The sequence below is a fragment of the Pseudanabaena yagii GIHE-NHR1 genome, assembly GCF_012863495.1.
In the GTDB taxonomy this organism is placed as follows: domain Bacteria; phylum Cyanobacteriota; class Cyanobacteriia; order Pseudanabaenales; family Pseudanabaenaceae; genus Pseudanabaena; species Pseudanabaena yagii.
This window is the reverse complement of record NZ_JAAVJL010000001.1, coordinates 1,438,686-1,461,647: the sequence shown is the minus strand read 5'-3', so window position 1 is coordinate 1,461,647 and position 22,962 is coordinate 1,438,686. Positions and strand designations below refer to the sequence as shown.

The following is a 22,962-nucleotide window of genomic DNA, read 5'->3' as shown; positions in this document are numbered from 1 at the left end:
GACTTAATTGCCTTCAGAAATGAATGTATCTTTACTAAGACTATCAATCAGTTTATTGCTTGGTGAGCCATCGGCAGGTGTAATCGTGTAAAAATTTTGCGCCCTGACGATCGCATTGCGAGTTTCAGCCGTTAAGACACCATCAGCCTTGCCATTATAGAAACCGCGCTTAGCCAATAGGTTCTGCAACTCAACAATCTGAGCATTACTGGCACTTGCCTGTGGCGTTGCAGTTGCAGTTGCGATTGGGGTGGCGGGAGTAGGCTGAACTTGAGGTTTAACCGTTGCTTGAGGTTGGGCAGTAGCTTGAGGTGTAACTTGGGCTTGAGGTGTAGCTTGAGTTGCAGGTTGAGTTGCCTTCGCTTGCGGTTGTACCTGTGGAGCCTGAGGCTGTACTTGAATCTTGGGCTGTAACTGAGGCTGAGGCGTAGCTTGTGGGGTGACTACTTGTGGTTGTACCCGTACAGTGGGGGTGTTATTTACAGTAATCTGCTGTTGGCGAGGAGCACCTGATTCTAATGCGGCAATGGTCTGTGCACCTGCAACCCCATCAGGAGTTAAGCCATAGGCTTTCTGGGCAGAGATGATGGCGGCTTTAGTCCGAGGACCGAGAAAACCTGTGATTGGTCCTGAGTAAAATCCGCGATCGGTGAGCAGATTTTGTAAATTAGCAACATTCTCATCTGTTGTCGCACTTGACTTAGCTGCTTGGTTGGTTGGAGCGGTTGCTTTAGTTGCGGTAGAGGATGTCGGTGCATCTTTCTGTAAAGCCGCTACGGTTTGAGCACCTGCAATCCCATCAGGAGTCAAGCCATAGGCATTTTGAGCAGCAATTATTGCTGCTTTAGTTTGATTGCCCTTGATACCGTCGATCGCACCATTATAAAAACCACGTTTGGCAAGCAACTGTTGTACTGAGGCAACATTGCTATCACTAGCTTTTACCGCATCTTTAGATTCTGTGGTAGTGGTGGTATTTTTAGCCGCAATATTGACCTTACTACTTCCTGACTCCAAAGCCGCAATAGTCTTAGAGCCAGCAATGCCATCGGCGGTTAAGCCATAATTTTTCTGAGCCGCAATGATGGCGCTACGGGTCTGATTGCCCATGATGCCATCGACTGCACCATTGTAAAAACCACGCTTGCTGAGTAGCTCTTGTAAATTGGCAACTTCAGTACTTTTAGTCGTAGAGGTATTACTAGTACTAATAGCAATAGTTGCTGTTTTGCTACCATCGGACTCTAGCGCTGCGAGGGTTTGAGGACCTGCCACACCATCGGGGGTAAGATTATAGGCTTTTTGAGCCGCAATGATAGCATTACGGGTTTGGTTGCCCATGATGCCATCGACTGCACCATTGTAAAAACCACGATCTGCGAGTAACTTCTGAAGATTCATCACCGATGAACTAGGAACTGAGGCGCTAGTCGTATCACTTTCACTAGCTTTTGCCTCCACTTTGGCAACAGGTGCACCATTTTCAAGCGCAGCGATCGTGCGGCTACCTGCCACACCATCGGGAGCTAGTCCGAGGGACTGTTGAGCACGGATGATGGCATTTTTAGTAGATGACCCAGCAACACCATCGATCGCTCCTGGATCAAAACCATTTTTAGCTAGTAATGATTGGACGTACTTCACATCTGACGATGGTGTAACTTCAGCGATCGCTGTTAGAGTCGAGCCTAATCCAATAAGGAGTGTGGTACTGGCAAGAATTACATTCAAGCTTAGTTTGGCGGATTTAGTCGTTAACTTTTTGAGCCAAGTTTGAAAAGTAGTTTCCATATTGGCATTTGTAGAAATATTGTCGGCTGTAGCGATCGCTTGATCATCACAGACAAATTCTTCTTGAATATAAGCTAGGAGTTCCATAATTAGACCTTATTGAATTATTGAGAGGGATTAATGAGAAAGCTTTAAGCAGATGTTTTGAGATTGCTTAGATGGTTCGATGTTCCGAAAAGTTTCTAGTTAGGATGAATTTGTATTTTGTGAAGTTGGCGTAGGTAAGTTTTGGCTAGAAGTTGGCGGCACTTGAGAATCACTCCTTGATGGAACATTAGGGCTAGGTCGAATATCGTTAGTATTGGTAGAGCTTGGTGCAGTTTGGACATTTTGAGAGGCTTGAACATTGCTCGTGGTTTCAATCGTTTGTCCGTTGAGGGATGCAACTAATTCTGGACTTATGTCTCCTGTAGTTTTTTGTCCATAGGCATTTTGAGCATCAACAATGCTGTTTCTAGTACGCAGGTCATATTGCCCGTTAAGTTCTCCGTCATAAAAACCACGCTTTTGCAGTAAACCTTGAATTTCCCAAATCTCTTTACTCGCTTTTCCTATGGGTGTGGGGCTAAAAGCAGGTAGAGAAAGGGGAACATTAGTACCGCCAGCTAGCAAAGCCCGAATTGTCAAAGGACCTGCAAATCCATCTAGGGGTAAACCATAGGCTCTTTGTGCTTTCCAGATTGCATCAGTAGTAGACTGCCCCTGTTGCCCGTCAATTACGCCCTGATAAAAGCCCCTCTGTTTGAGTAAAATCTGCAAGTTACCAATCTCTGAGCCTTCAGAAAAACCTATAAGTTGAGGATTAGGGCGCGTAATTACTATTGCGCTATCAATCGGATCTCGCCCCGTAGATTTTGGACTAGGTGATACATAACTTCTAGAACCGTCTTTAGCCGCATTTCTCAGCAAAGCTAGAGTTTTTGCTCCAGGGATACCGTCAATTAACAAATTTCCTTGGGATTTTTGAAAGGCAATTACTGCTCTCTTGGTTTGCCTGCCATAAACGCCATCAATTTCACCGACAGCAAACCCCTGTTGAGCTAATAATGTCTGTACCTCTAAGACATAGCTAGTATTGCAAAGATATAAATTTTCACACCATGGAGCCGTATTTACCGATGGCTCAAGGTATCGTCTCGCTTCAGCAGTCTGACTGAAACTTAAGTTCAAGCTATTCATTCCTGTAATAGCGATCGCTGATAGCACATACGAACGCCACCTCTTCATCGCTAAATTCCAGACAGGTTGCTCTACCTGAGATTTAGGATTGTCCGTTGCATTACAAGTCAGCAGATCTGCATCTGAAGATTCTAATTGAGCCTGTTCATAAGCCCACGCATCATAGATATAGGCTGCAAGTTCCATAGCTACCACTAAATTAATGATCGCTTGATCGCTTTCTAAATACTGATTCCCAAAAATGAATTTACAATTTCAGGAATTGGCATAACTTATTTTAAACGATCTTTTCTGGCTTCTTACGTCAAAAAATGTATATCTTTCAAAAGTAGAGGTTTTTCATCATGTGTGGGTCTTCGCACCGTAGGTGATTACACTCCTTAACTAAGAGACTTGCGGATAAAAAATGTCACACCAAAGTTATCTAGCTTCGATTTCGCTCAGCTAACGTTGGCTGAGCGAAGTCGAAGCCACAGGTACTTTAATTAATAGCAAGTCCCTAAGGAGTGTAATCTCTAGGTTCTTCAGCAGCGATCGGCTGCGTTTTTTGCATGTCTTTACCATAGTGAATTCCTATCTGAATTACCTTGTCTGACTGTGGCTCTGGGCGCGATCGCTCAATGCCCCTCCGACGTTCAGAGGTTCTTTCTTCACTGGTATCTTCAGTCACAACTTCATAGAGAATTGCTTGTTTATTAGCTTCACTACCGCGTCTGAGTACCCTTCCTAAGCGTTGAATATATTCACGGGCAGAACCTGTACCTGATAGGAGGATGGCAATCCGAGCATCGGGCACATCGACACCTTCGTTTAGCACATGGGAAGTAACGAGGGTTTTATATTTACCTTCGCGAAAGTAAGTCAGGATTTCATGGCGTTCTTTGACAGGAGTTTGGTGGGTGAGCGCAGGAATTAACAAATCTTTAGAAATGCGATAAACCGTAGCGTTGTCATTGGTAAAAATTAAAATGCGCTCAGGAAAGTGCTGCGCTAGTAGATCAGCGAGAACTCGCAATTTTGCCTCTGTACCGAGTGATAATTCCTTTGATTCCCGATGGGCAAGCATGGCGCGACGACCTGCCTGCGATCGCGCACTGGCTTGCACAAATCTTTGCCAGCCTTCTAAACTACCAAGGGAAATTTTGGCTTCTTTGAGAAATTGATTACGGGTTTTAATTAGGGCATCGTAGCGATCGCGCTCTTGAGCAGAGAGAGAAACTTTGATCTGCACAATTTTGTGTTCCGCAAGGGCTTGCCCTGAAAGTTCTTCGGCAGATTTGCGATAAACTTCTTCGCCAATGAGCAGTTCTAAATCTGCGTGTTTGCCATCGCTACGTTCAGGAGTGGCGGTTAAGCCCAGTCGATAGGGGGCGATCGCATATTCAGCAATCACCCGAAAGAAATCCGTCGGTAAATGATGACATTCATCAAATATGAGTAAGCCGTAGAGATTGCCTAGAGCTTCCGCTTGAATGGCAGCACTGTCGTAGGTAGCAACTAAAATCGCGGTGCGATCGCGTGAGCCGCCGCCCAATAGTCCAATCTCTACATCAGGAAAAGCCGCCAATAAATGCGCGTACCACTGATGCATCAAATCTAGGGTTGGCACGACGATCAAGGTACTGCGGTTAGTTGCTTGCATGGCTAACTGCGCTAAATAGGTCTTACCTGCGGCAGTAGGCAAAACGACTACCCCTTGTTTCCCCACCCGCTGCCATGCGGCTAAAGCCTGACTCTGATGGGGATATGGTTCCATTTGGGTATGAGCAGTCAGGTTAATCTCGCTATATTTCCGTGATTTATCCTCGATCGCAATTCCCTCTGATCGCAAGGTCAAGATTAATTCGCGGTAGTGGTATGCAGGGATGCGAAATTTCTCAATGCGATCGTCCCATGTGGCAAACTCAATCCATGCTTTGCCCTTAGGTGGTGGATGAAGGATGAGCGTCCCGCGATCGTAGGTTAATTGAGGAATACGCGGCATTATGGCTTAGCAGTAAAATCGTGAAAGTTAACGTCCGTGGGTTATTTGTAACATCTTAAGCTGAACTGCTTATTAAGCTCGGATGAACTCGCGTTAAAATCATATAGATTTGTTAAGTCCTTTAAATCTATAGGCATTATGTTTCCAAGCATGAGACATCCCTATCGATATGTTTGGGATTTTTGGTATTACTTTGAGCCTGAGACGGCTCTATATCATGTGTTTTATCTCAACGCTGATGAGATTCTAGTACCTTCTGAGAAACATCATCATGCAGCTTGTGTTGGTCATGCTGTTACCTCTGATTTCTTGCGGATGGAGTGGGGCGACGAGAAAGAATTCGATATTTTGAAGCCACCGAAGCACCATTGGGCAAATACTTCTATTTGGAGTGGTGATGTCATCAAGATCAAGAATGGATTTTTATTGTTTTATACCTCGCGCAACCGTGAACAGGACGATGGTATGACCCAAAATATTGGGGTTGCCTATACCGATAATATTTGGAGCGATCGCTGGCAGATGTCCTCAATTCGGATTCGCCCTGAGTATTGTTACCAAATTAAAAGCTCCCTTGGCGATCTTTCTCCCCATGCTTGGCGCGATCCGTTTTTATTTCAAGATCAAGGACAGGTGTATATGTTACTCTCTGCCAAGTCAACGGATGATCCAATCGGTCGTAATGGGGTTGTGGGTTTACTTAAACTCAAAGAAAATAATTTCTCGAAAGGAGAATGGGAATACCTCGATCCGATCCTCAAGCCCTGTTGTTATTCAGAAATGGAAGTGCCCCAACTGTACCTTGATTCCCAAGGTAAATATGAACTAGTCTTTTCTTCATGGGCAAAGAATGATTTTTCGGCGGTGACTAGGCAGGCTGGTGGGTTACAGGGATTTACGGGATCGGATTTTCAGCAATTGCAAGGTAGACCCCATGTATTGATGCCTGAAAAATATGGTCTATATGCCTGTCGCGTAATTCCTGAGTTAGAGGGTGAGATTGTGGGGTTTGATATTCATGATGGAGGTATTCGCCGCAGTGGTGTCAAGACCAAGTTTCAGTCAGTAAATCGCGATTTTTCCAGATTTAGTTTTGAACTAGCATAAGCTTGTATCGATCAAAAGGAGTGGCGGCGCATCGCGCCGCCACTCCTTTTCTAGCAGATATATTTATGCTTCAATGACTACGCGCAGATTGCCTCGCTTATCGGTGACGCGGCAAGCAGTAGTTCCTATCGTGGAGGTGGAATTTTGACGGACAAATTCGAGATCGAGCCATGTGGAACCTATTCGCAAATTTTTGAGGGATAGATAGTCGATGGATGCGGGGAGGGCGGGATCGATGATGCGTAGATGATTTTCGGGAGCATTGGGAACTAGATTAATCATCATGTGCAGCAATTGGAAAATTGTGCCAGATGCCCATGCTTGTGGGGAACAAGCCACAGGATATTGCACAGGTTCGCGATCGCCTGTCCGTTCATAGCCACAAAATAGCTCAGGTGGACGCTGATAGGGCTGGTGAGCCGTCATAGCAAAGATGCCTTGGGCAACTTCGAGAGCTTGATCAATTAGTCCTAGCGATCGCAAGCCTTGGGCAATTAAGCTATTGTCGTGCGGCCAGACGGAACCAACGTGATAACCCATTGGATTATAGGCGGGAGATTGATTACTAAGGGTGCGAATTCCCCAACCGTTAAAGAGATCGGGAGCGCGAAGACGTTCGGCAACACTACGGGCTTTTTCGGGGGTGAAAATGCCGAGGTTGAGGCAATGACCGGGGTTAGAGGTGATGCTATCTACGGGTTTCCCTTCGCCATCAAGGGCAAGGGCGCAATAGTCGAGATCGGGCAACCAAAAGTCACGATTAAAGCGCATTTGCAGATCGCGAGCGTCCTTTTGCCAGCGATCGCTTAAGTCGTGGCGCTTTTTCAAGATGGCAAGTTCGCTCAAGCGGATTTTTGCAGCGTAGACATAGCCTTGCACTTCACACAGGGCGATCGCACCCTGCGCGAGTTTGCCATGTCGATCAACGATGCAATTGCCTGAGTCCTTCCAACCTTGATTTTGCAAACCTCTTTGGGATTGGCGATGGTAGCGGAGATAGCCCGTCTCACGCATATTGCGATCGATCCATTCCATGGCGGCGATCGCATTGTCCCATAGGCGATCGAGGGTATCGAAATCCTGCGTCCATGCGAAGTATTCAGCATAGAGCATTAGCCAAAGTGGAGTAGCATCAATCGTGCCATAGTAGGGTGTATGGGGAATTTCTTGACATCTTGCCATCTCTCCAAATCGCATTTCATGAAGAATTTTCCCTTCTTCTTCCTCTCGCCACTGATCATCAATCTTGCCCTGATACTCTGCCAAAATATGCAGCGTATCGCGAGCGATCGCAGGATCGAGAATTAAGGTCTGAGCCGCCGAAATGATGGCATCACGCCCAAAGAGGGTGGCAAACCAAGGAACTCCTGCGGAGAGAACTTTGCGCTCGCCAAAGCTCTGGCGCAATAGATAGATATCATGTTCAGCGCGTTCGATAATTTGGTTAAAGGTGCGATTATTGGTACGGATTTGGGTAATAGCCGATCGCCATTCCTGTTCTTCGATCAATTCGGCAGCCTTAGCTTGCAACAAGGTCATCGGCGCATGAACGTTAGAAACGGGCTGATGATTCATCAGCATTTGTAGGCGATATCCCAAACGCACTGTTTCATGGGGAGCAAGAGCGATATTCCAAACCGATGTATAGCCTGACAGGTAATCAGGAAGGCGATGCATAAATTGAATATGGGATTCCATTAATGCACCATCAAGTCCTTGATATGCCATTGTCAATTCGTGGCAATGTTGCGGCAGTTGATAGGAATTGTGGGAATCGAGAGAATTTGATTCTATTTGACGGAGAATTGTGCCGCGCTGTTTGCGCTCAAAGCCCCGCACATCAAATAAATCAACAAAATCGGCATCAAAGCTGAGACTTAATTGAAATGTAATTGCTTCAGTACCATAATTGGTCAGCGTAATTTCTTCAAATAAGCCTCCATTCAGCGCAATTTCCCGTTGAATCCCGATAGTTTCCGCAGGAATCCGATCATCAATGCGCGGATTTGCACATAGGATAGAAAGGGCAAATCCCTTTTGAGCGCTACTACTCAATAAAATTGGAGATCGCCCTTCAATTTGCAGTTCTAAACGACTCAAGAAACGGGTATCTCGACAAAACAATCCCAAACTAGCGATCGCCCCATCGGTAATGCAGCCTGAAATATTGCCAAGGATGTCGGTAATCAGAAATAGGTCGTCATCCTTAAGGGTTAAGGTCGGTTGCAAGCGATCGCTAAGGACACATCCCCATTCAGGAATTGGCAAGCGATCGGCGGGGACAAAATATCGCCCTTGCAGTTCTATTACATCTGACACAAAATAAATTCCCCGAAGTAAATTTTAGTTCATAAATTGCCGCGCTTTGCGCGGCAATTTATGAGATGGATTATGATGCTTTAGCCATTTCCGCTACAGCGAGAGAAGCTGGTGCAGGAATAAATGGAGAAGAAGGCATAAAGGACTTGTGGGATAGCGATCGCGCTAACAGGCGGCGATAGAGATCGCTCAACTGAATGGCAACACCATTCCAACTAAAGTTTTGCTGTACGCGCAAGGATGCTTGCTCGCGCATTTTCGTGACCGCAAGGGGATCATTGAGAGCGAAGGAAATCGCCTCCGCAAAGGCTCCCACATTTTGGGGTGGCACTAGCCAGCCCGTCTCTCCCTGCACCACTGTAAATTTCAAACCGCCCACATCCGAAGCGACAACGGGCGTACCGCAAGCCATCGCCTCGATCGCCACTAAACCAAACGGTTCATAATGGCTAGGAATCACGCAAACATCCGCCGCCGTATAGTACAGAGGTAGGCGATCGTGTCCCACCTGCCCGACAAATTGAGTAACAGCCCCTAAGCCACAATCACGCACTAAAGCCTCAATGCGCGATCGCTCCTGACCATCGACTGCATCAGGATCGCTACCACCGACAATCAACAGTCGCAACTTCTGAGAGTTATCACTTTCCTTTAACTGAGCAAAAGCCCTCACCAAAGTTTCAATCCCCTTACGCGGATCGAAACGACCAACGTATAGAACCACCTGTTCATCATGAGGTAAGCCTAATTTTGCTCTTGCTTCCTCCTTTGGCATCAGGTGAAAGGTTTGAATGTCCGTACCACAGGGAATCACTTCAATCATTCCTTTTGAAGATACTAGCGATCGCAAATGTTCCACTTCTTGTGGACTCGTTGCCACCACACAATCTCCCTGCTCCAAAATTTGGCGTTCAATTGCCAGACGGGTATCAGCGATCGCTGGGCGATCGCTCACGGACTGATATTTCACCGCCCCAAGGGAATGGTAGGTATGCACTAACTGCACATTCATCCTTTGCTTTAGTTGCAAGCCGACCCACGCCGACATCCAATAATTCGTATGGATTAATGGATAATTTGTCCCTTCCTTCGCTTGAAATTTCAAGAAGGCTTCCACAAAAGCAGGCATTTCTGGAAAGAGGCGATCGCGAGGAATATGGGTTTCTGCTCCTGCCTTCAATCGAATCGTGCGGCAATGGGGCGAATGCTGGACGATCATCGGCTCATCGGGATGACGCTTGCGGGTAAATAAATCCACTTGCCAGCCTAATTTGGCGAGCGCCTCTCCCACTTGCCTTACATAGACATTTTGACCACCTGCTTCTTCTTTCCCAATGACTGCCGCAGGATCACCATGATCGGAAATTAAGGCGATCGCTTGGCGATGGGTCGATGGTCGATGGGTAGTTTTAAGAGACTTTGGGAATGGTTTGGTATTGCTAATGGAATTTCGAGAAAGGGGGATAGTCGTGGTGGCACTAGGAATTGAAATAAATCCTGAATTGAGACTATTTGGACTGCTATTTAATGGGGAAATTAATGGTGAAAGGGACATATTTTTACCTCTGGGATTAAGAAACTAAACTCACAGCCCGTTTGGAATGACCATTTCGTGAGAATCGCTCACCGAGAATCTTTTGATAGACCGCTTCATAACCATCTGTCATACGTTGAGCGCTGAAATATGTCTTCACATGGTTACGGCAGGCTTGACGATCAAGTTCTGCTGCTTTAGGAATGGCGGCGACACATTCCTCCACGGTGTTACAAAGGAATCCGCTTATACCATGAGCAACTACTTCAGAAGTAGAACCAAGGCGCATCGCAATCACAGGAGTTCCTGCTGCCATTGATTCGACCATGACTAATCCAAAGGGTTCGCGCCAAGTAATCGGGAATAGGGTTGCCACGGCTCCACCCATGAGGGCATTTTTCATGGCATGGTCGGCTTCACCCAAATATTCAATTTGCTTCCCATCAATTAAGGGTTGGACTTCTCTCTCAAAGTAGGCGCGATCGACGACATCCACTTTGCCTGCCATCTTTAACTTCCAACCTGCGGCTTTAGCGATCGCGATCGCTAGATGTGGTCCTTTCTCAGGAGACATCCGACCTAAAAATGCTAAGTAGGGAGGTTCTTCAGGTTGGGCGTAGAAATGATGGCTATCTACATCAATTCCGTTATAAACTGTCGCTACATAATTCAGTCCTAATCGAGGTTCCCTTTGTGTGTCTGAAATGCTGACATAGGGTTGTTTTTGAGCATGGGTAAAGATTTTCTCATTATCAGGCGTAAAGATGCCATGCAAGGTATGGACGGTCGGGGTTTTGACTAAACCTGCATAGGGCAAAGCCGCACAACCCATATGGGAATGAATGATGTCAAATTCTTCAGCACGTTCATATACACGGCTCAGTTGGAGCATTTCGTAGACCCCATATTCCTTAACATCGGGGTCGAGCCGTAGCGATCGCGGATGGACGGAATCTAATTTTGCTAAAGTGATCGAATCACCTGATGCAAACAATGTCACCTCATGTCCGCGCCGCACCAGTTCATCGGTCAGCAATCCCACTACCAGTTCAATACCACCGTAGGCTGGTGGTGGTACTCTTTCCCAAAGTGGGGCGACCTGAGCAATCCGCATAATTAACCTCCTTAGATCGGACTCTATAAATAGATCGGATTTAAACAAGAAAAAAATGGATGCTTACAGTCAGGAACTGTTAAGAAAATCTAAACAACTCTAAAACAGAATTTAGAGAACTCTTCTATTGATGGTCAATAGGGTTATCCTCACTTCCATTAGTACGGTAAACCCCTCTTCGTTTGGGAGTAAAATGTATAAGTAGAAACAGAAATTCCTTTTAATATCTTGCTAAGAAATAAAAATTTGCCATCTTCTCATCTAATGTCTCTCGCTATATTTGTAACTGATTTGGATAATACCCTTGTTGGTGATAAGGAGGCGCTAAGGGAACTCAATCATCAACTCAGCGATTATCGTCAAAATCAAGGTACTAAAATCGTCTACGCAACAGGACGATCGCTGACCCTATACCATCAATTAGCGATCGCCGAAAATCTACTTCCTCCCGATGCACTTATTACTGCCGTTGGTACAGAAATCTATGATCACATCCTGAATCCTGATCATGATTGGGCAACTCTTATTAGTCAAGGTTGGAATCGTGATTTAGTCTGCGAGATTGCTTCTCAATTTGAGGATTTAATTCCTCAACCTGAATCTGAACAACGTCCATTTAAAATTAGTTACTTCCTTTCCCAAGAGCTAGCGGATGAGATTATTCCCCTGCTAAAAACTGTTCTCATTTCCCAAAATGCGACCGTAATTTATAGCGGTGGCAAAGATTTGGACATTTTGCCGAAGGATGTCGATAAAGGCAAAGCTGTCTCCTTCTTAAGTAAAAAGTGGCAAATTGAACCTAGTCAAACCCTCGTTTGTGGCGATTCGGGCAATGACATTTCCCTATTTGCGATTAATCAAGTTAAAGGAATTATCGTTGGTAATGCTCATTTGGAATTACGCGATTGGCATTACCAAAATCCATCGAGCGATCGCTATTTTGCTAAGAGTAATTACGCTCAAGGCATTATGGAAGGCTTAAAACACTTTAATTGGTAATGAATTCCATGAATAGCATGAAGAAGTAGAAGGGGTGCACCGCACCCCCATGATTTTACCGTGCTTCAGGGGATGGTGTGGCGCGTTTTGGCGAAGGAATCAAATAGGCAATCACTGCACCACCGACAAAACCAGCGACATTGCGAACAATCGGAACCCATTCATTCGTGCGAGTGAGGACGGGACCTAAACCAAAGGAGATAAACAACATTCCCCATAGTGGTGTGAAAATGAGCGCCCATTTCCAAGCAAAGATTTCGCCTTCCTTACGAGGATGTCCTGCAAAGCCAAAAACCACGCCGCCAACGATGGAAGTAATCAAGGTGAGAATCCATTGCTCTTGGGGAATTCCGGGAACGACCGCACAGCCATCCTGTTCTAAACAGGTGGTGATGGCATCAATGGATGACAAAATTGATTGATCGTAACCCTGTTCGCGCACATAGAATTGATTGCCGTAGCGCGATTGCAACTCGATCCAAAAGCCTCGCGATAGCAAGGGATAAACCTCATCGCCAACACTGAAATTTAATAAATTACGACCGCGAGAGTCCGCAACCAGCATCACACTGCGATCGTCAAGTCCCCAGAAATCTTTTACGGCACGACCGGGGGTGCGATCGACTTGGGTGAGGACTCGTAATTTCCAGCCTGTTAATTCTTCAAATTTGGTTAGTTTTTGATCGAGCGCCAATTCTTCCGAGTCAGTCAAAAAGCGACCGAGATCGATCACATTCGTATATTTTTCTGGTAAAAGCTCTGGTGCGTCATAGGCATGAGCCGCAGGAACATGACTAAAAATAAGGGCTAAGGGCAGAATTATGGCGATCGCGATCGCGCCAAGTTTCCGCGTCAATTTCTGCATAAATCTCGGCATAAATTTTAATGGCGTGGGCTGAATCATGATTTTTATTAAAAGTGAAACTAAAGGCGGATCTTAATATTTCTTAATATCTTAACAAGAGTATATAGTTAAAAATACTCCTTCTCCGTATTATTTCCTATGGCAAGCCCAATTCAGTGGTATCCCGGACATATCGCCAAAGCAGAAAAACAGTTATTAGAACAACTGAAATTGGTTGATGTGGTCATTGAAGTGCGTGATTCGCGCATTTTGATGTCTAGTAGGCATCCCAAAATTGAAAAATGGGTAGAAGGAAAATCGCATATTCTCGTGTGTAATCGCATTGATGCCATCTCCTCAACGGCAAAATCGCAATGGACACGCTGGTTCACCGAGCAGGAGCGCATGGCATATTTCACCGATGCCCAAGCAGGTAAAGGGATGGTGGATTTGCTGAAGGCGGCTCAAGTAGCTGGGGAAAAGGTTAATGAACGGCGGCGCGGTCGCGGGATGTTACCCCGTCCTGTGAGGGCGGTAGTGGTGGGCTTTCCCAATGTGGGTAAATCAGCATTGATCAACCGTTTACTTAAGAAAAAAGTTGTAGCAAGTGCCAATAAACCGGGGGTAACGCGCCAATTACGCTGGATCAGGATTTCCGATCAAATTGAGCTACTCGATACCCCGGGGGTAATTCCGCCTTTACTCCACGATCAAGATGCTGCATTGAAATTGGCGATTTGTGATGATATTGGGCAGGCTGCCTATGACAATGTGTTGGTGGCTGCCGAGGCGGTAGATTTATTACTTCAGCTAAATGTCAATTTAAAGAGTCGCTATGAAATTGACCCAGCTAACTCAACTTCAGGGATTGAATATATTCACCAAGTTGCGACTTTAAATAAATTTCAAGGAGATCTCGATAAAGTCGCACGATTGATTTTGTATGATTTTCGCAAGGGAAAATTAGGCGCGATCGCTTTAGAGATGCCTCCTCTGTAAATATTTTAAGCAACTTTACTTATGAGTTCAGCAACGGGCATAATTACTTACAACTAGGCAAAAAGGTAAGCGGGGGATCAGCAATATCAATCGCATACTTTTGATGTTTGCGATCTAAAAATAAATTAATTTGGGGATTTTGCTAGAAATGTCCGATCCGTCCGATCCGTCTGATCCATCTAATCAACAACATAATGCCCAAGCTGCTCAGCAAAAAGCATTGTTTGGTGTGATTGCAAAAATCCGTGAATCCCTTGACCTAGAAAGTATTTTTAAGTCAACTGCGATCGAGGTGCGCCAGCTATTAAATGCTGATCGTGTGGGGATGTATCGTTTTGATGAAAATGCTGAGTTTAGCTGTGGTGAATTTGTGTCTGAGTCAGTGCTGCCTCAGTTTGATTCCGCCTTAGCGGCAAAAATTAGCGATCACTGCTTCGGTGAAAATCACGCCAAATATTATCAGCAAGGCAAGATCTGGGCTTGTGCAGATATTTATCAACAGGGGCTACCCAGTTGCCATATTCAAATTTTAGAGAGATTTCAGGTTAGGGCGAATCTCGTTGTGCCTTTGCTCAATAGCGATCGCCTCTGGGGTTTGTTATGTATTCATCAATGCTCTACGACAAGGCAATGGCAAGAATCAGAAATTGACTTTGTTAAGCAAATTGCCACCCATCTAGATGTAGCCTTAAAGCAAGCTGAGTTTGTTGCCCAATTGCAAGCCCAGTCTGAAGATCTCACCCGTGCCGTTGAGCAAGCCGTAGGAAGAGAGAAAGCAGTCGCTGCCATTATCAACAAAATCAGGCGATCGCTAGATCTCACTACCATTTTCACCACCACCACCGAAGAAGTCCGCCACCTGCTCAAAGCTGATCGCGTCACCATTTATCAGTTTCACCCTGATTGGAGTGGCGAGTTTGTCGTCGAGTCAATGGCAGAAGGCTTAGTCTCCCTCGTCACATCTCAAGTGGAACATCCTGAACTCAATTTCAACATTAGTGAATGTAGTCTTAAATCCTTAGCTACACCAAACGACACGGATACATATTTACAGGAAACTCAGGGAGGTGACTTTAATAGCGGTCAACTGTTCCGCGTCCGTGATGATATTTATGCAACAGGTTTTTCCGATTGCTATATAGAAGCATTAGAACGCTATCAGGCAAGAGCCTACGCCATCATTGCCATCTACAAAGGCAAAGACCTTTGGGGCTTACTAGCTGCCTTTCAAAGTAACGATATTCGGCATTGGCAACAGTCAGAAGTGAATTTCTTAGTGCAAATCGCCAGTCAACTCGGTGTTGCCATTCAACAGGCTGAACTATTCGGGCAAGTCCAAAAGCGTTCCACTGACCTCCAAACCACATTAGAAATCGAACTCCAAAAGCGCGCTGATAAACTCGCCAGAGATGCTGAACAGGAACGTGCCCTCGCGAGAGTCATTGAAAGAATTCGGCAAACCTTAGATATTGACACTATCTTTAGAGCTACTACCCAAGAGGTCTGTCAAAACTTGAAATGCGATCGCGTAGTTGTGTATCGCTTTTTTGAAGATTGGAGCGGCGAATTTGTCTTCGAATCCAAAACCGATGAATGGCTTCCCTTAGATCAGCTGCATCAAACTGCTAAGGTCTGGTGTGATACCTATCTCCAAGAGCATCAGGGTGGTCGCTACCGCAATCACGAATCATGGGCAGTCAGCGATATTTACACAGCCAATCTCACTGACTGCCATATCGAAATTCTTGAAAGTTATCAGGTTCGCGCCTTTATTACGGTTCCTGTCTTTGTAGGCGATAAATTATGGGGACTATTAGCTACCTATCAACATTCTGACAAACGAGAATGGGAAACCAGTGAGCTAAGTTTGCTGACCCAAGTTGGCAATCAACTAGGGGTCGCTGTGCAGCAAGCAGAACTTCTAGAACAACTCAAAAAAGCTAAAGAAAATGCTGACGCGGCAAATAGCGCTAAGGGCGATTTTCTCGCCCATATGAGCCATGAATTACGCACTCCGCTCAATTCCATTTTAGGCTTCACCCAAGTACTATCTCGCGATGAATCCCTTACGCCTAGTCAAAAAGAACATCTAGAAATCATTGCCCGTAGTGGTGAGCATTTGCTCACCTTGCTCAATGATGTATTAGAAATGTCCAAAATCGAAGCAGGATTAATTGAGCTAAACACGAACAATTTTAATCTTTACAATCTATTAGAAAGCCTCAAGGAAATGTTCCTCCTCAAGGCAAAAGCCAAAAATTTACAACTTGTATTTGATTGCACCGCTGATGTTCCACAATATATCCAAACCGATGAAAGTAAACTGCGTCAAGTCTTGATCAATCTGGTGGGCAATGCGATTAAATTCACCAATCAGGGCAAGGTGATTCTAGTAGTTAGAGGTTGCCCAAAAGCCCTAGATTGGCAAAACCTTGACAATCCTCCACAAGAACAACAAAGTGATGATGGTCAATCCTCAGACATCAATCAATGTCTCTGCTTTGAAGTAATCGATACTGGTCCAGGAATTGCTCCAGAAGAGTTAACGAAGTTATTTGAACCTTTTGTACAAACGGAAACAGGACGCAGATCGCAAGAAGGGACAGGATTAGGGATGCCCATTAGTAGACGCTTTGTGAGGCTCATGGGTGGAGATATTCATGTTAGGAGTACCCTTGGTCAGGGAACAATCGTCAACTTTAACATTGAGGTAAAAATGGCAAAAGCCAGTGATGTCCCATCATCACAGATCAAACGCCGTGCGATCGCCTTAGCCCCCAACCAACCTCAATACCGTATCCTCTTAGCCGATGATAAATGGGAAAGTCGCCATCTGATGACCAATCTCCTTTCCCCCTTGGGCTTTGAAATTCGTGAAGCCGAAAATGGACAAGAAGCGATCGAGGTATGGCAAGCATGGCAACCCCATCTCATTTGGATGGATATGCAGATGCCAGTCAAGGATGGCTATGAAGCAACCCGTGCTATTCGGGCTGCCGAATCGACTGGATCAAATTGCAAAATTATTGCCTTAACAGCCAGTGTGTTTGATAAACAGCGCTCAGTCGTTTTGGAATTGGGCTGTGATGATTTTGTAAGTAAACCATTGCGAGAGGAATTAATCTTTGAAAAGATTGCTGAACATTTAGGGGTGAAATATATCTATGCGGATCGCCATCAACAAGTAGATATACTCACTCAAACACCAAGCGACATTCAACCATCTATTCAACAGGAATTGTCACAGCTAGATACGGCATGGCTCATACAACTACATCTTGCGGCTAGAGGTGCAGACGAAGAGGCAATTTCTCATCTATTAGAACAAATACAAGACAGGCATCCTACAATAGCAAGTATCATCCAAGATTTCGTCAACAACTTCCATCTCGAACAAATCGTCAGTCTTGTCAAACCATTCATCAATCCCAGCACCAATGACAGCTAAACCAGAAGAAATATTACAAGCAGATATCCTCGTTGTTGACGATCGCCCAGAAAACTTGCGCCTATTATCAGAGATTTTGTCGAAACAACGCTATAAAGTGCGTAGGGTGACGAGTGGTAGACAAGCGATCGAGGCAGTAGAAATTAATCCTCCCTCGATTATTCTTTTAGATATCATGATGCCTGATATGAACGGCTATGAAGTCTGTAAACATCTGAAATCCCAACCTCAATCTGCCGATATTCCCATTATCTTTTTAAGTGCCCTTGATCAAACCTTTGACAAAGTTAAAGCCTTTGAAGTTGGGGGAGTTGACTATATCACCAAACCTTTTCAGGTAGAGGAAATCCTTGTCCGTGTTAAAAATCAACTTACGATTTTACAGCAGAAAAATAGTTTGAAAGAACAACAAAAGCTGCTTGCTCAACAAAATGAACAACTCAAACAAGAGATTCAAGAACGTCAACAGATAGAAAGAGAACTAGCTCAAGCCAAGGAAGTTGCAGAGTCAGCCAATAGAGCTAAAAGCGATTTTTTAGCCAATATGAGCCATGAAATCCGTACACCTATGAACTGTGTATTGGGGATGGCTCAATTGCTAATGATGACAGGGCAAAGCAAAGAGCAGCAATACTATACGCAGCTCATTCAAGACAGTGCGAATTCTCTCTTAAGTATCATTAATGATATTCTTGACTTCTCTAAAATTGAATCTGCTAAATTAGAACTTGAAAATCGCGAATTCAAATTGGAAGATAGTTTAAAGTTTGTTTGTGATCTTCTTTATCCATCTGCTTCTGCCAAGAATATTCACTTGGAGTATGGAATGCAGCCGCATTTACCACTCACGATTATTGGTGATGAGCATCGCTTACGCCAAGTCCTCCTTAATTTGGTGGGCAATGCAATTAAATTTACGAATCAAGGGAATGTCAGCCTTTATGCCAGTTATTTAACTCAAAACATTCCAAGCGATTGCCAACCCCAAACCAAAACCTTCTTACATTTCCAAGTTACTGATACAGGTATTGGCATTCCTAGCGATCGCATGGCGATGTTGTTCAATCCTTTTACCCAAGCCGATAATTCCATTAGTCGTCAATATGGAGGTACAGGACTAGGACTAGCCATTTGCAAAAATCTGGTGGAATTAATGGGTGGCAATATTTGGGTAGAAAGCTTGACGCAGGTAGGTGGTAATCCACCATTAAATTGGCAACCTAGTGCATCTACTCAAGGTTCGATCTTTCATTTCACGATCGCTATCTCTATACCAGTCCTCAATCGAGAATTAACGACAGTAACTAATCCAGCAATTCACCCAGCAGCGATCGACTTATTTGCTAATCATCCTCTAACAGAGAATAAATCGCAGCTACGCATTCTCCTAGTTGAAGACAATCCGATGAATCAAAGATTGATTTTCTTGATTATGCAAAAGTTTGGATACATTATCGATACAGTGAACAATGGACTGGAAGCTATTCGAGCTTTGCAGGCTCAAACCTATGACATGGTACTCATGGATGTGCAAATGCCAGAGATGGATGGGATTACTGCTACGAAATGGATTCGGCAAAATCTCGCTAATCAGCCCCATATTGTGGCAGTTACAGCAAGTTCGTCGGGTACAGATCGACAAAGCTGTTTAGCAGCAGGCATGAACGATTACATCAGGAAGCCTGTTAATATTCAAGAAATTATACGTGTAATTTCCCAAGTTAATTAGGCTAGCCTCAACTTGGTATATAGCTCTTTGCAATCAAGCGCGTTACAGAGTTTTGTTTTCTTGCTGAAGGCGAGGAAATAAAACCGTACTTCACTAGACTGACAAATGCTATCGCAGTTTTCAAATGAACATAGGTTCACTTGAAAACTAAAAATCAATCACCACATTTGACATACATGACGAGCAAAATTTATTTAAAAGGCGTAAAAGCATACGGGTACATAGGGTATCTGCCAGAAGAAAATGTATTAGGGCAATGGTTTGAGGTTGATGCGACTCTATGGGTTGATTTTGAGAAGTCTACCTATAGCGATGAACTTGAAGATACTGTCAACTATATTTCTTGCATTCGCAAAATTGAAAATCTGATTCAAACCAAGAAATTCAAGTTGATTGAGCGACTCGCTGGCGCGATCGCCGATAGCCTCCTCGAAGATCCCAAAATCTCTCAAGCTGAGATCAAGATTATCAAACATCCCCCAATCCCTGATTTTCTCGGTTCTGTAGCTGTTGAAATCACGCGATCGCGTGATCAACTTGCATCCATAAATCCCACGGAATCCATCACGACATCAAAAGCCCAAGATGTAACCCCTAAACCCTCTCTCAAAACTTTACCAATCCCCAATCCCCAATCTCCAGATGATTCATCTCCATCCAAAATTATCAGTATTCATACCGATGGAGCCTGCTCTAAAAATCCTGGACCTGGGGGCTGGGGCGTAGTTGTGCATTTTGCTGATGGTAGTACTAAAGAGCTTGGTGGTGGTCTGCGTGAAACCACTAATAATCAGATGGAGTTACAGGGTGCGATCGCGGCGCTAGAGTTTCTCGCTACTCACAAGCAATCCACACCTGTCGATCTCTACACTGATAGCAAATATGTCCTAGATGGCATTACCAAATGGATTAAAGGCTGGAAAAAGAATGGCTGGAAAACCAAAGATAATAAGCCTGTCAAAAATCAAGAATACTGGCAACAACTCGATCCCCTCAATACTTCTAATATCCGATGGCATTGGGTAGAAGGTCATTCTGGTGATCCTGATAACGAGCGATGCGATGCGATCGCCCGCAGCTACACCGCCAAGTATGCCTAAAACAAAAAGAGACTCGCTATGCGAGTCTCTTTTGTATTGTTGTTTATGACGTAAATAATGAGGTGATCGTCACATGGAAAATCTAGAGAAAATCCACAACTACCGCACCATTATCAAACGAATTCTTAGCCAACACGCATCTCATAAACCCTCGCATGGCGAAATTGAAATGCAAACTCTATTTGATAATGAGCAGGATCGTTATCAAGTATTAGCAATTGGTTGGGATCAAGAAAAACGCATCTATGGCTGCTCGATGCATCTGGACATTAAGTCAGGAAAAATCTGGATTCAAGCCAATAATACAGAAATAGATATTGCTGAAGCTTTAGTTGCTCAAGGAGTACCCAAAGAAGATATCGTGATTGGCTTACAACCTGCTTATCTAAGACAATATACGGGATATGCGATCGCCTAAATGCCGTTTAACAAAAGAGCCTCGCTATGCGAGGCTCTTTTGTTAAACATGAAGATCAGGTGGCGCAAAATCAAACGGTAGTTCGTTGTTAATCGCTTGAATTTGTTTAGCTTCGTAAGCATTGACCTCATTGATGTAGGGAACCAGAATTTGCTTGAGCCGATCGCGATAAAAGCGATGCAAACTGTAATTTGGTGTGGCAGGAAACCCACGCCGTTTTTTATGTTGTCCACCTGCCCCCGGGTCAAAGCGTTTAATCCCTTGAGAAATTGCCCATTCAATCGGCTTGTAATAACAAGCATTAAAATGTAAACAATCAATTTCCTGAACACATCCCCAATAGCGCCCAAAAAGCTGATCGTCCTTGCGAATACAAAAAGACATCCCCACAGGTTGCGGATAATCTTCGATTTCACCAGCCACAAACACAAGGCGATCTCGGAAACTATGGGCTAAATGTTCAAAAAACTTGCGATTTAAATATTTACTGCCACCCCAGAATTTATTGCAATGATCGTTATATAGCTCATACATATAGCCATAGAAATAATGGGGAATCTCTTCACCTGTATATACCCGCATCTTGATCCCCGTACTTTCTACCGACTTGCGCTCGCGCTTAATATTGCGGCGTTGATTCGCATTGAAATTTTTGAGGTAATCATCAAAATCCTTAAACTCTTGATTTTCCCAAACATAACTATGGTGCATCCAAGTCGTAAACCCTCGCGACTCCAACTCATGCTTCCAACTAGGATCAACATAAAGAAAGTTACAACCCGACATCTGGTAGCGATCGCAAAGTTTGTCAATCTCCGCCAACATCAAGTCATAGATTTTAGATAACTCATCAGGGCGATCGCTCAAATCAGGATGTACCAAAAAGCGATAGCCCACCGCAGGCGTAAAGGGAGCCATCCCTAATAATTTGGGATAATACTCAATTCCTAACCGATAGGACAAATCCGCCCACTGATGGTCAAAGACAAACTCCCCTTGGCTATGTCCCTTCATATACAAAGGCGCAGCCGCCACCAATACATCCCCTTGCCACACCAATAAATGACTCGGTAGCCATCCCTGCTGCGCGATCGCACAGCCTGAAGCTTCTAAATTCGAGAGCCATTCCCATTCAAAAAAAGGAGTTGCCAAAGGTTTCGCAAGAATATTCCATACTTCAGCCTTGACCTTGTTAACTGTATCTACCCAAGTCGTCGTATAACGGAAAGCCTGTTGCAGCATAGTAAAAGTCTTGGCGATGTTTAGGTAAGTTATTCAGTATACATAGCTTAACAAATGCCAACAGCAAACAACAGCACCAAAAAGCTAGAAATACATCTCCACAATTCTTCTACCTTCTAATTTTTTGAGACTTGAGAAACGTATGAATTTATGTAAACAAAAGGTGTCTTGCAATACCACTTGAGTTAATGTGTATACATAGCACAAGAGATAAAGCAACTCAATCCAAACGCAGTTCCAGCTTACATATTGAAATTAAGCTTTCAATAGGAGGAGGAAGCAAAAGAAAGAGTTAAAAGTCAAATCGGATTGACGCTTTATTGCTCCCCACGATTCTTCGATCTTTACGGGGCAGTGCTTATTCCAAAGATCGGTGTAGTTTTGATAGCTTCGATAGCCTACATTGTGATTAGGGTCTCTTAAATTTTTCTAGTATTTGTTTAGGTTTTAACCTAGTACTACGAGTAAATGAGACAAACTTATGTAGTTAAAAGAAATAAGGGCTACAGCGCACAGTTAATCAATACCTAACACGCATTAGCAAACTCCTAGTACGACAACTAATTGAATTATATTGAAACATGAGTCTAGCAGCCTTCTGCTAGACTCATTGAGTTTTTGGAACAAATTATGCACAATAAAACAAGTGTTTATACTCAATGAATTGGGCATTTTATAGGTGTTTTTATTAGGTATTTATACAGGCAAGAAACTTGTGAATTTATGTAAACAAATAGCTTCAAGTAACACCCTCTAAGTTAATGTATATACATGGCACAAGAGACAGAGCAACTCAATCCAAACGCAAACCCAGCTTGAGTTCCGAAAGCAACCTTTTCATTAAAAAAGGAGGAGAAGCAAATAGAAAGAGTTAAAAGTCAAAGTCGGATTGACGCTTTGTTGCTCCCTGCGATTCCTCGATCTTTACGGGGCAGTGCTTATTCTAAAGATCGGTGTAGTTTTGATAGCTTCGATAGCCTGTATTGTGATTATGGTCTCTTAAGTTTTTTGTTCGATGTATCTGTAGGTTTTGACCTAGCATTGTAACAAGTGAGACAAACTGATTTAGCTTAAAAATAAGGGCTACAGCGTACAGTTAATCAATGCCTAACACGTCCAGTTAAACCTCTAGTAGATAACTAATTGAATTATTTT

15 protein-coding genes are annotated in these 22,962 nt (G+C 44.1%); 7 read left to right on the top strand and 8 right to left on the bottom strand.

All coding sequences use genetic code 11. The features are described from left to right. Nucleotides 1-3 precede the first annotated feature (3 nt). The 3 genes from HC246_RS25815 to HC246_RS06845 all read right to left on the bottom strand — a co-directional run bounded on the left by HC246_RS25815 (nt 4) and on the right by HC246_RS06845 (nt 4,954). Nucleotides 4-1,878 (bottom strand): peptidoglycan-binding protein, encoded by a 1,875-nt coding sequence (locus HC246_RS25815; protein ID WP_169362735.1) that lies wholly within the window; start codon nt 1,876-1,878, stop codon nt 4-6. 99 nt (nt 1,879-1,977) lie between these two features. Then, nucleotides 1,978-3,156 (bottom strand): peptidoglycan-binding domain-containing protein, encoded by a 1,179-nt coding sequence (locus tag HC246_RS06850; RefSeq protein WP_169362734.1) that lies wholly within the window; start codon nt 3,154-3,156, stop codon nt 1,978-1,980. Nucleotides 3,157-3,469: 313 nt separating this feature from the next. Next, a complete protein-coding gene (locus HC246_RS06845; RefSeq protein ID WP_169362733.1) occupies nt 3,470-4,954 on the bottom strand; it encodes a DEAD/DEAH box helicase in 1,485 nt (494 codons plus the stop codon). A gap of 138 nt (nt 4,955-5,092) precedes the next feature. Between HC246_RS06845 and HC246_RS06840 the strand changes: the two genes are divergently transcribed. Further along, a complete protein-coding gene (locus tag HC246_RS06840; RefSeq protein WP_169362732.1) occupies nt 5,093-6,061 on the top strand; it encodes a glycoside hydrolase family protein in 969 nt (322 codons plus the stop codon). 63 nt (nt 6,062-6,124) lie between these two features. On the opposite strand, the gene HC246_RS06835 is transcribed toward HC246_RS06840, so the two are convergent. The 3 genes from HC246_RS06835 to HC246_RS06825 all read right to left on the bottom strand — a co-directional run bounded on the left by HC246_RS06835 (nt 6,125) and on the right by HC246_RS06825 (nt 11,028). Continuing rightward, nucleotides 6,125-8,380 carry an amylo-alpha-1,6-glucosidase gene (locus HC246_RS06835; protein ID WP_169362731.1) on the bottom strand — a complete coding sequence of 752 codons (2,256 nt, stop codon included), beginning with the start codon at nt 8,378-8,380 and terminating at the stop codon, nt 6,125-6,127. 70 nt (nt 8,381-8,450) lie between these two features. Then, on the bottom strand, nt 8,451-9,935 hold the full coding sequence (locus HC246_RS06830) for a glycosyltransferase family 4 protein (RefSeq protein WP_169362730.1): 1,485 nt from the start codon (nt 9,933-9,935) through the stop codon (nt 8,451-8,453). A 16-nt stretch (nt 9,936-9,951) separates the two neighbouring features. Beyond that, nucleotides 9,952-11,028: a glycosyltransferase family 4 protein gene (locus HC246_RS06825; protein ID WP_169362729.1), complete on the bottom strand. Its 1,077-nt coding sequence runs from the start codon at nt 11,026-11,028 to the stop codon at nt 9,952-9,954. 246 nt (nt 11,029-11,274) lie between these two features. On the opposite strand from HC246_RS06825, the gene HC246_RS06820 reads away from it, so the two are divergent. After that, nucleotides 11,275-12,027: a sucrose-phosphate phosphatase gene (locus tag HC246_RS06820; RefSeq protein ID WP_263972452.1), complete on the top strand. Its 753-nt coding sequence runs from the start codon at nt 11,275-11,277 to the stop codon at nt 12,025-12,027. A gap of 55 nt (nt 12,028-12,082) precedes the next feature. On the opposite strand, the gene HC246_RS06815 is transcribed toward HC246_RS06820, so the two are convergent. Next, nucleotides 12,083-12,892: a TPM domain-containing protein gene (locus HC246_RS06815; protein ID WP_169364509.1), complete on the bottom strand. Its 810-nt coding sequence runs from the start codon at nt 12,890-12,892 to the stop codon at nt 12,083-12,085. Nucleotides 12,893-13,030: 138 nt separating this feature from the next. Here HC246_RS06815 and ylqF point away from each other — a divergent pair, with 138 nt between their 5' ends. The 5 genes from ylqF (at nt 13,031) to HC246_RS06790 (ending at nt 20,565) form a co-directional block, all read left to right on the top strand. After that, entirely contained in the window at nt 13,031-13,870 is an 840-nt protein-coding gene (gene ylqF / locus HC246_RS06810; RefSeq protein WP_169362728.1) for a ribosome biogenesis GTPase YlqF, read from the top strand. A 148-nt stretch (nt 13,871-14,018) separates the two neighbouring features. Then, entirely contained in the window at nt 14,019-17,318 is a 3,300-nt protein-coding gene (locus HC246_RS06805) for a GAF domain-containing protein (protein WP_169362727.1), read from the top strand. Then, complete coding sequence (locus HC246_RS06800; RefSeq protein WP_169362726.1) at nt 17,308-19,047, top strand: response regulator; 1,740 nt, start codon at nt 17,308-17,310, stop codon at nt 19,045-19,047. Before HC246_RS06805 ends, HC246_RS06800 begins: the two co-directional genes overlap by 11 nt. 176 nt (nt 19,048-19,223) lie before the next feature. Further along, nucleotides 19,224-20,147: a ribonuclease HI gene (gene rnhA / locus HC246_RS06795; protein WP_169362725.1), complete on the top strand. Its 924-nt coding sequence runs from the start codon at nt 19,224-19,226 to the stop codon at nt 20,145-20,147. A 73-nt stretch (nt 20,148-20,220) separates the two neighbouring features. Then, nucleotides 20,221-20,565 carry a XisI protein gene (locus tag HC246_RS06790; RefSeq protein ID WP_169362724.1) on the top strand — a complete coding sequence of 115 codons (345 nt, stop codon included), beginning with the start codon at nt 20,221-20,223 and terminating at the stop codon, nt 20,563-20,565. A 42-nt stretch (nt 20,566-20,607) separates the two neighbouring features. Here HC246_RS06790 and HC246_RS06785 read toward each other — a convergent pair whose 3' ends face one another. Then, a complete protein-coding gene (locus tag HC246_RS06785) occupies nt 20,608-21,807 on the bottom strand; it encodes a GNAT family N-acetyltransferase (RefSeq protein ID WP_169362723.1) in 1,200 nt (399 codons plus the stop codon). Between the last annotated feature and the right edge of the window lie 1,155 nt (nt 21,808-22,962).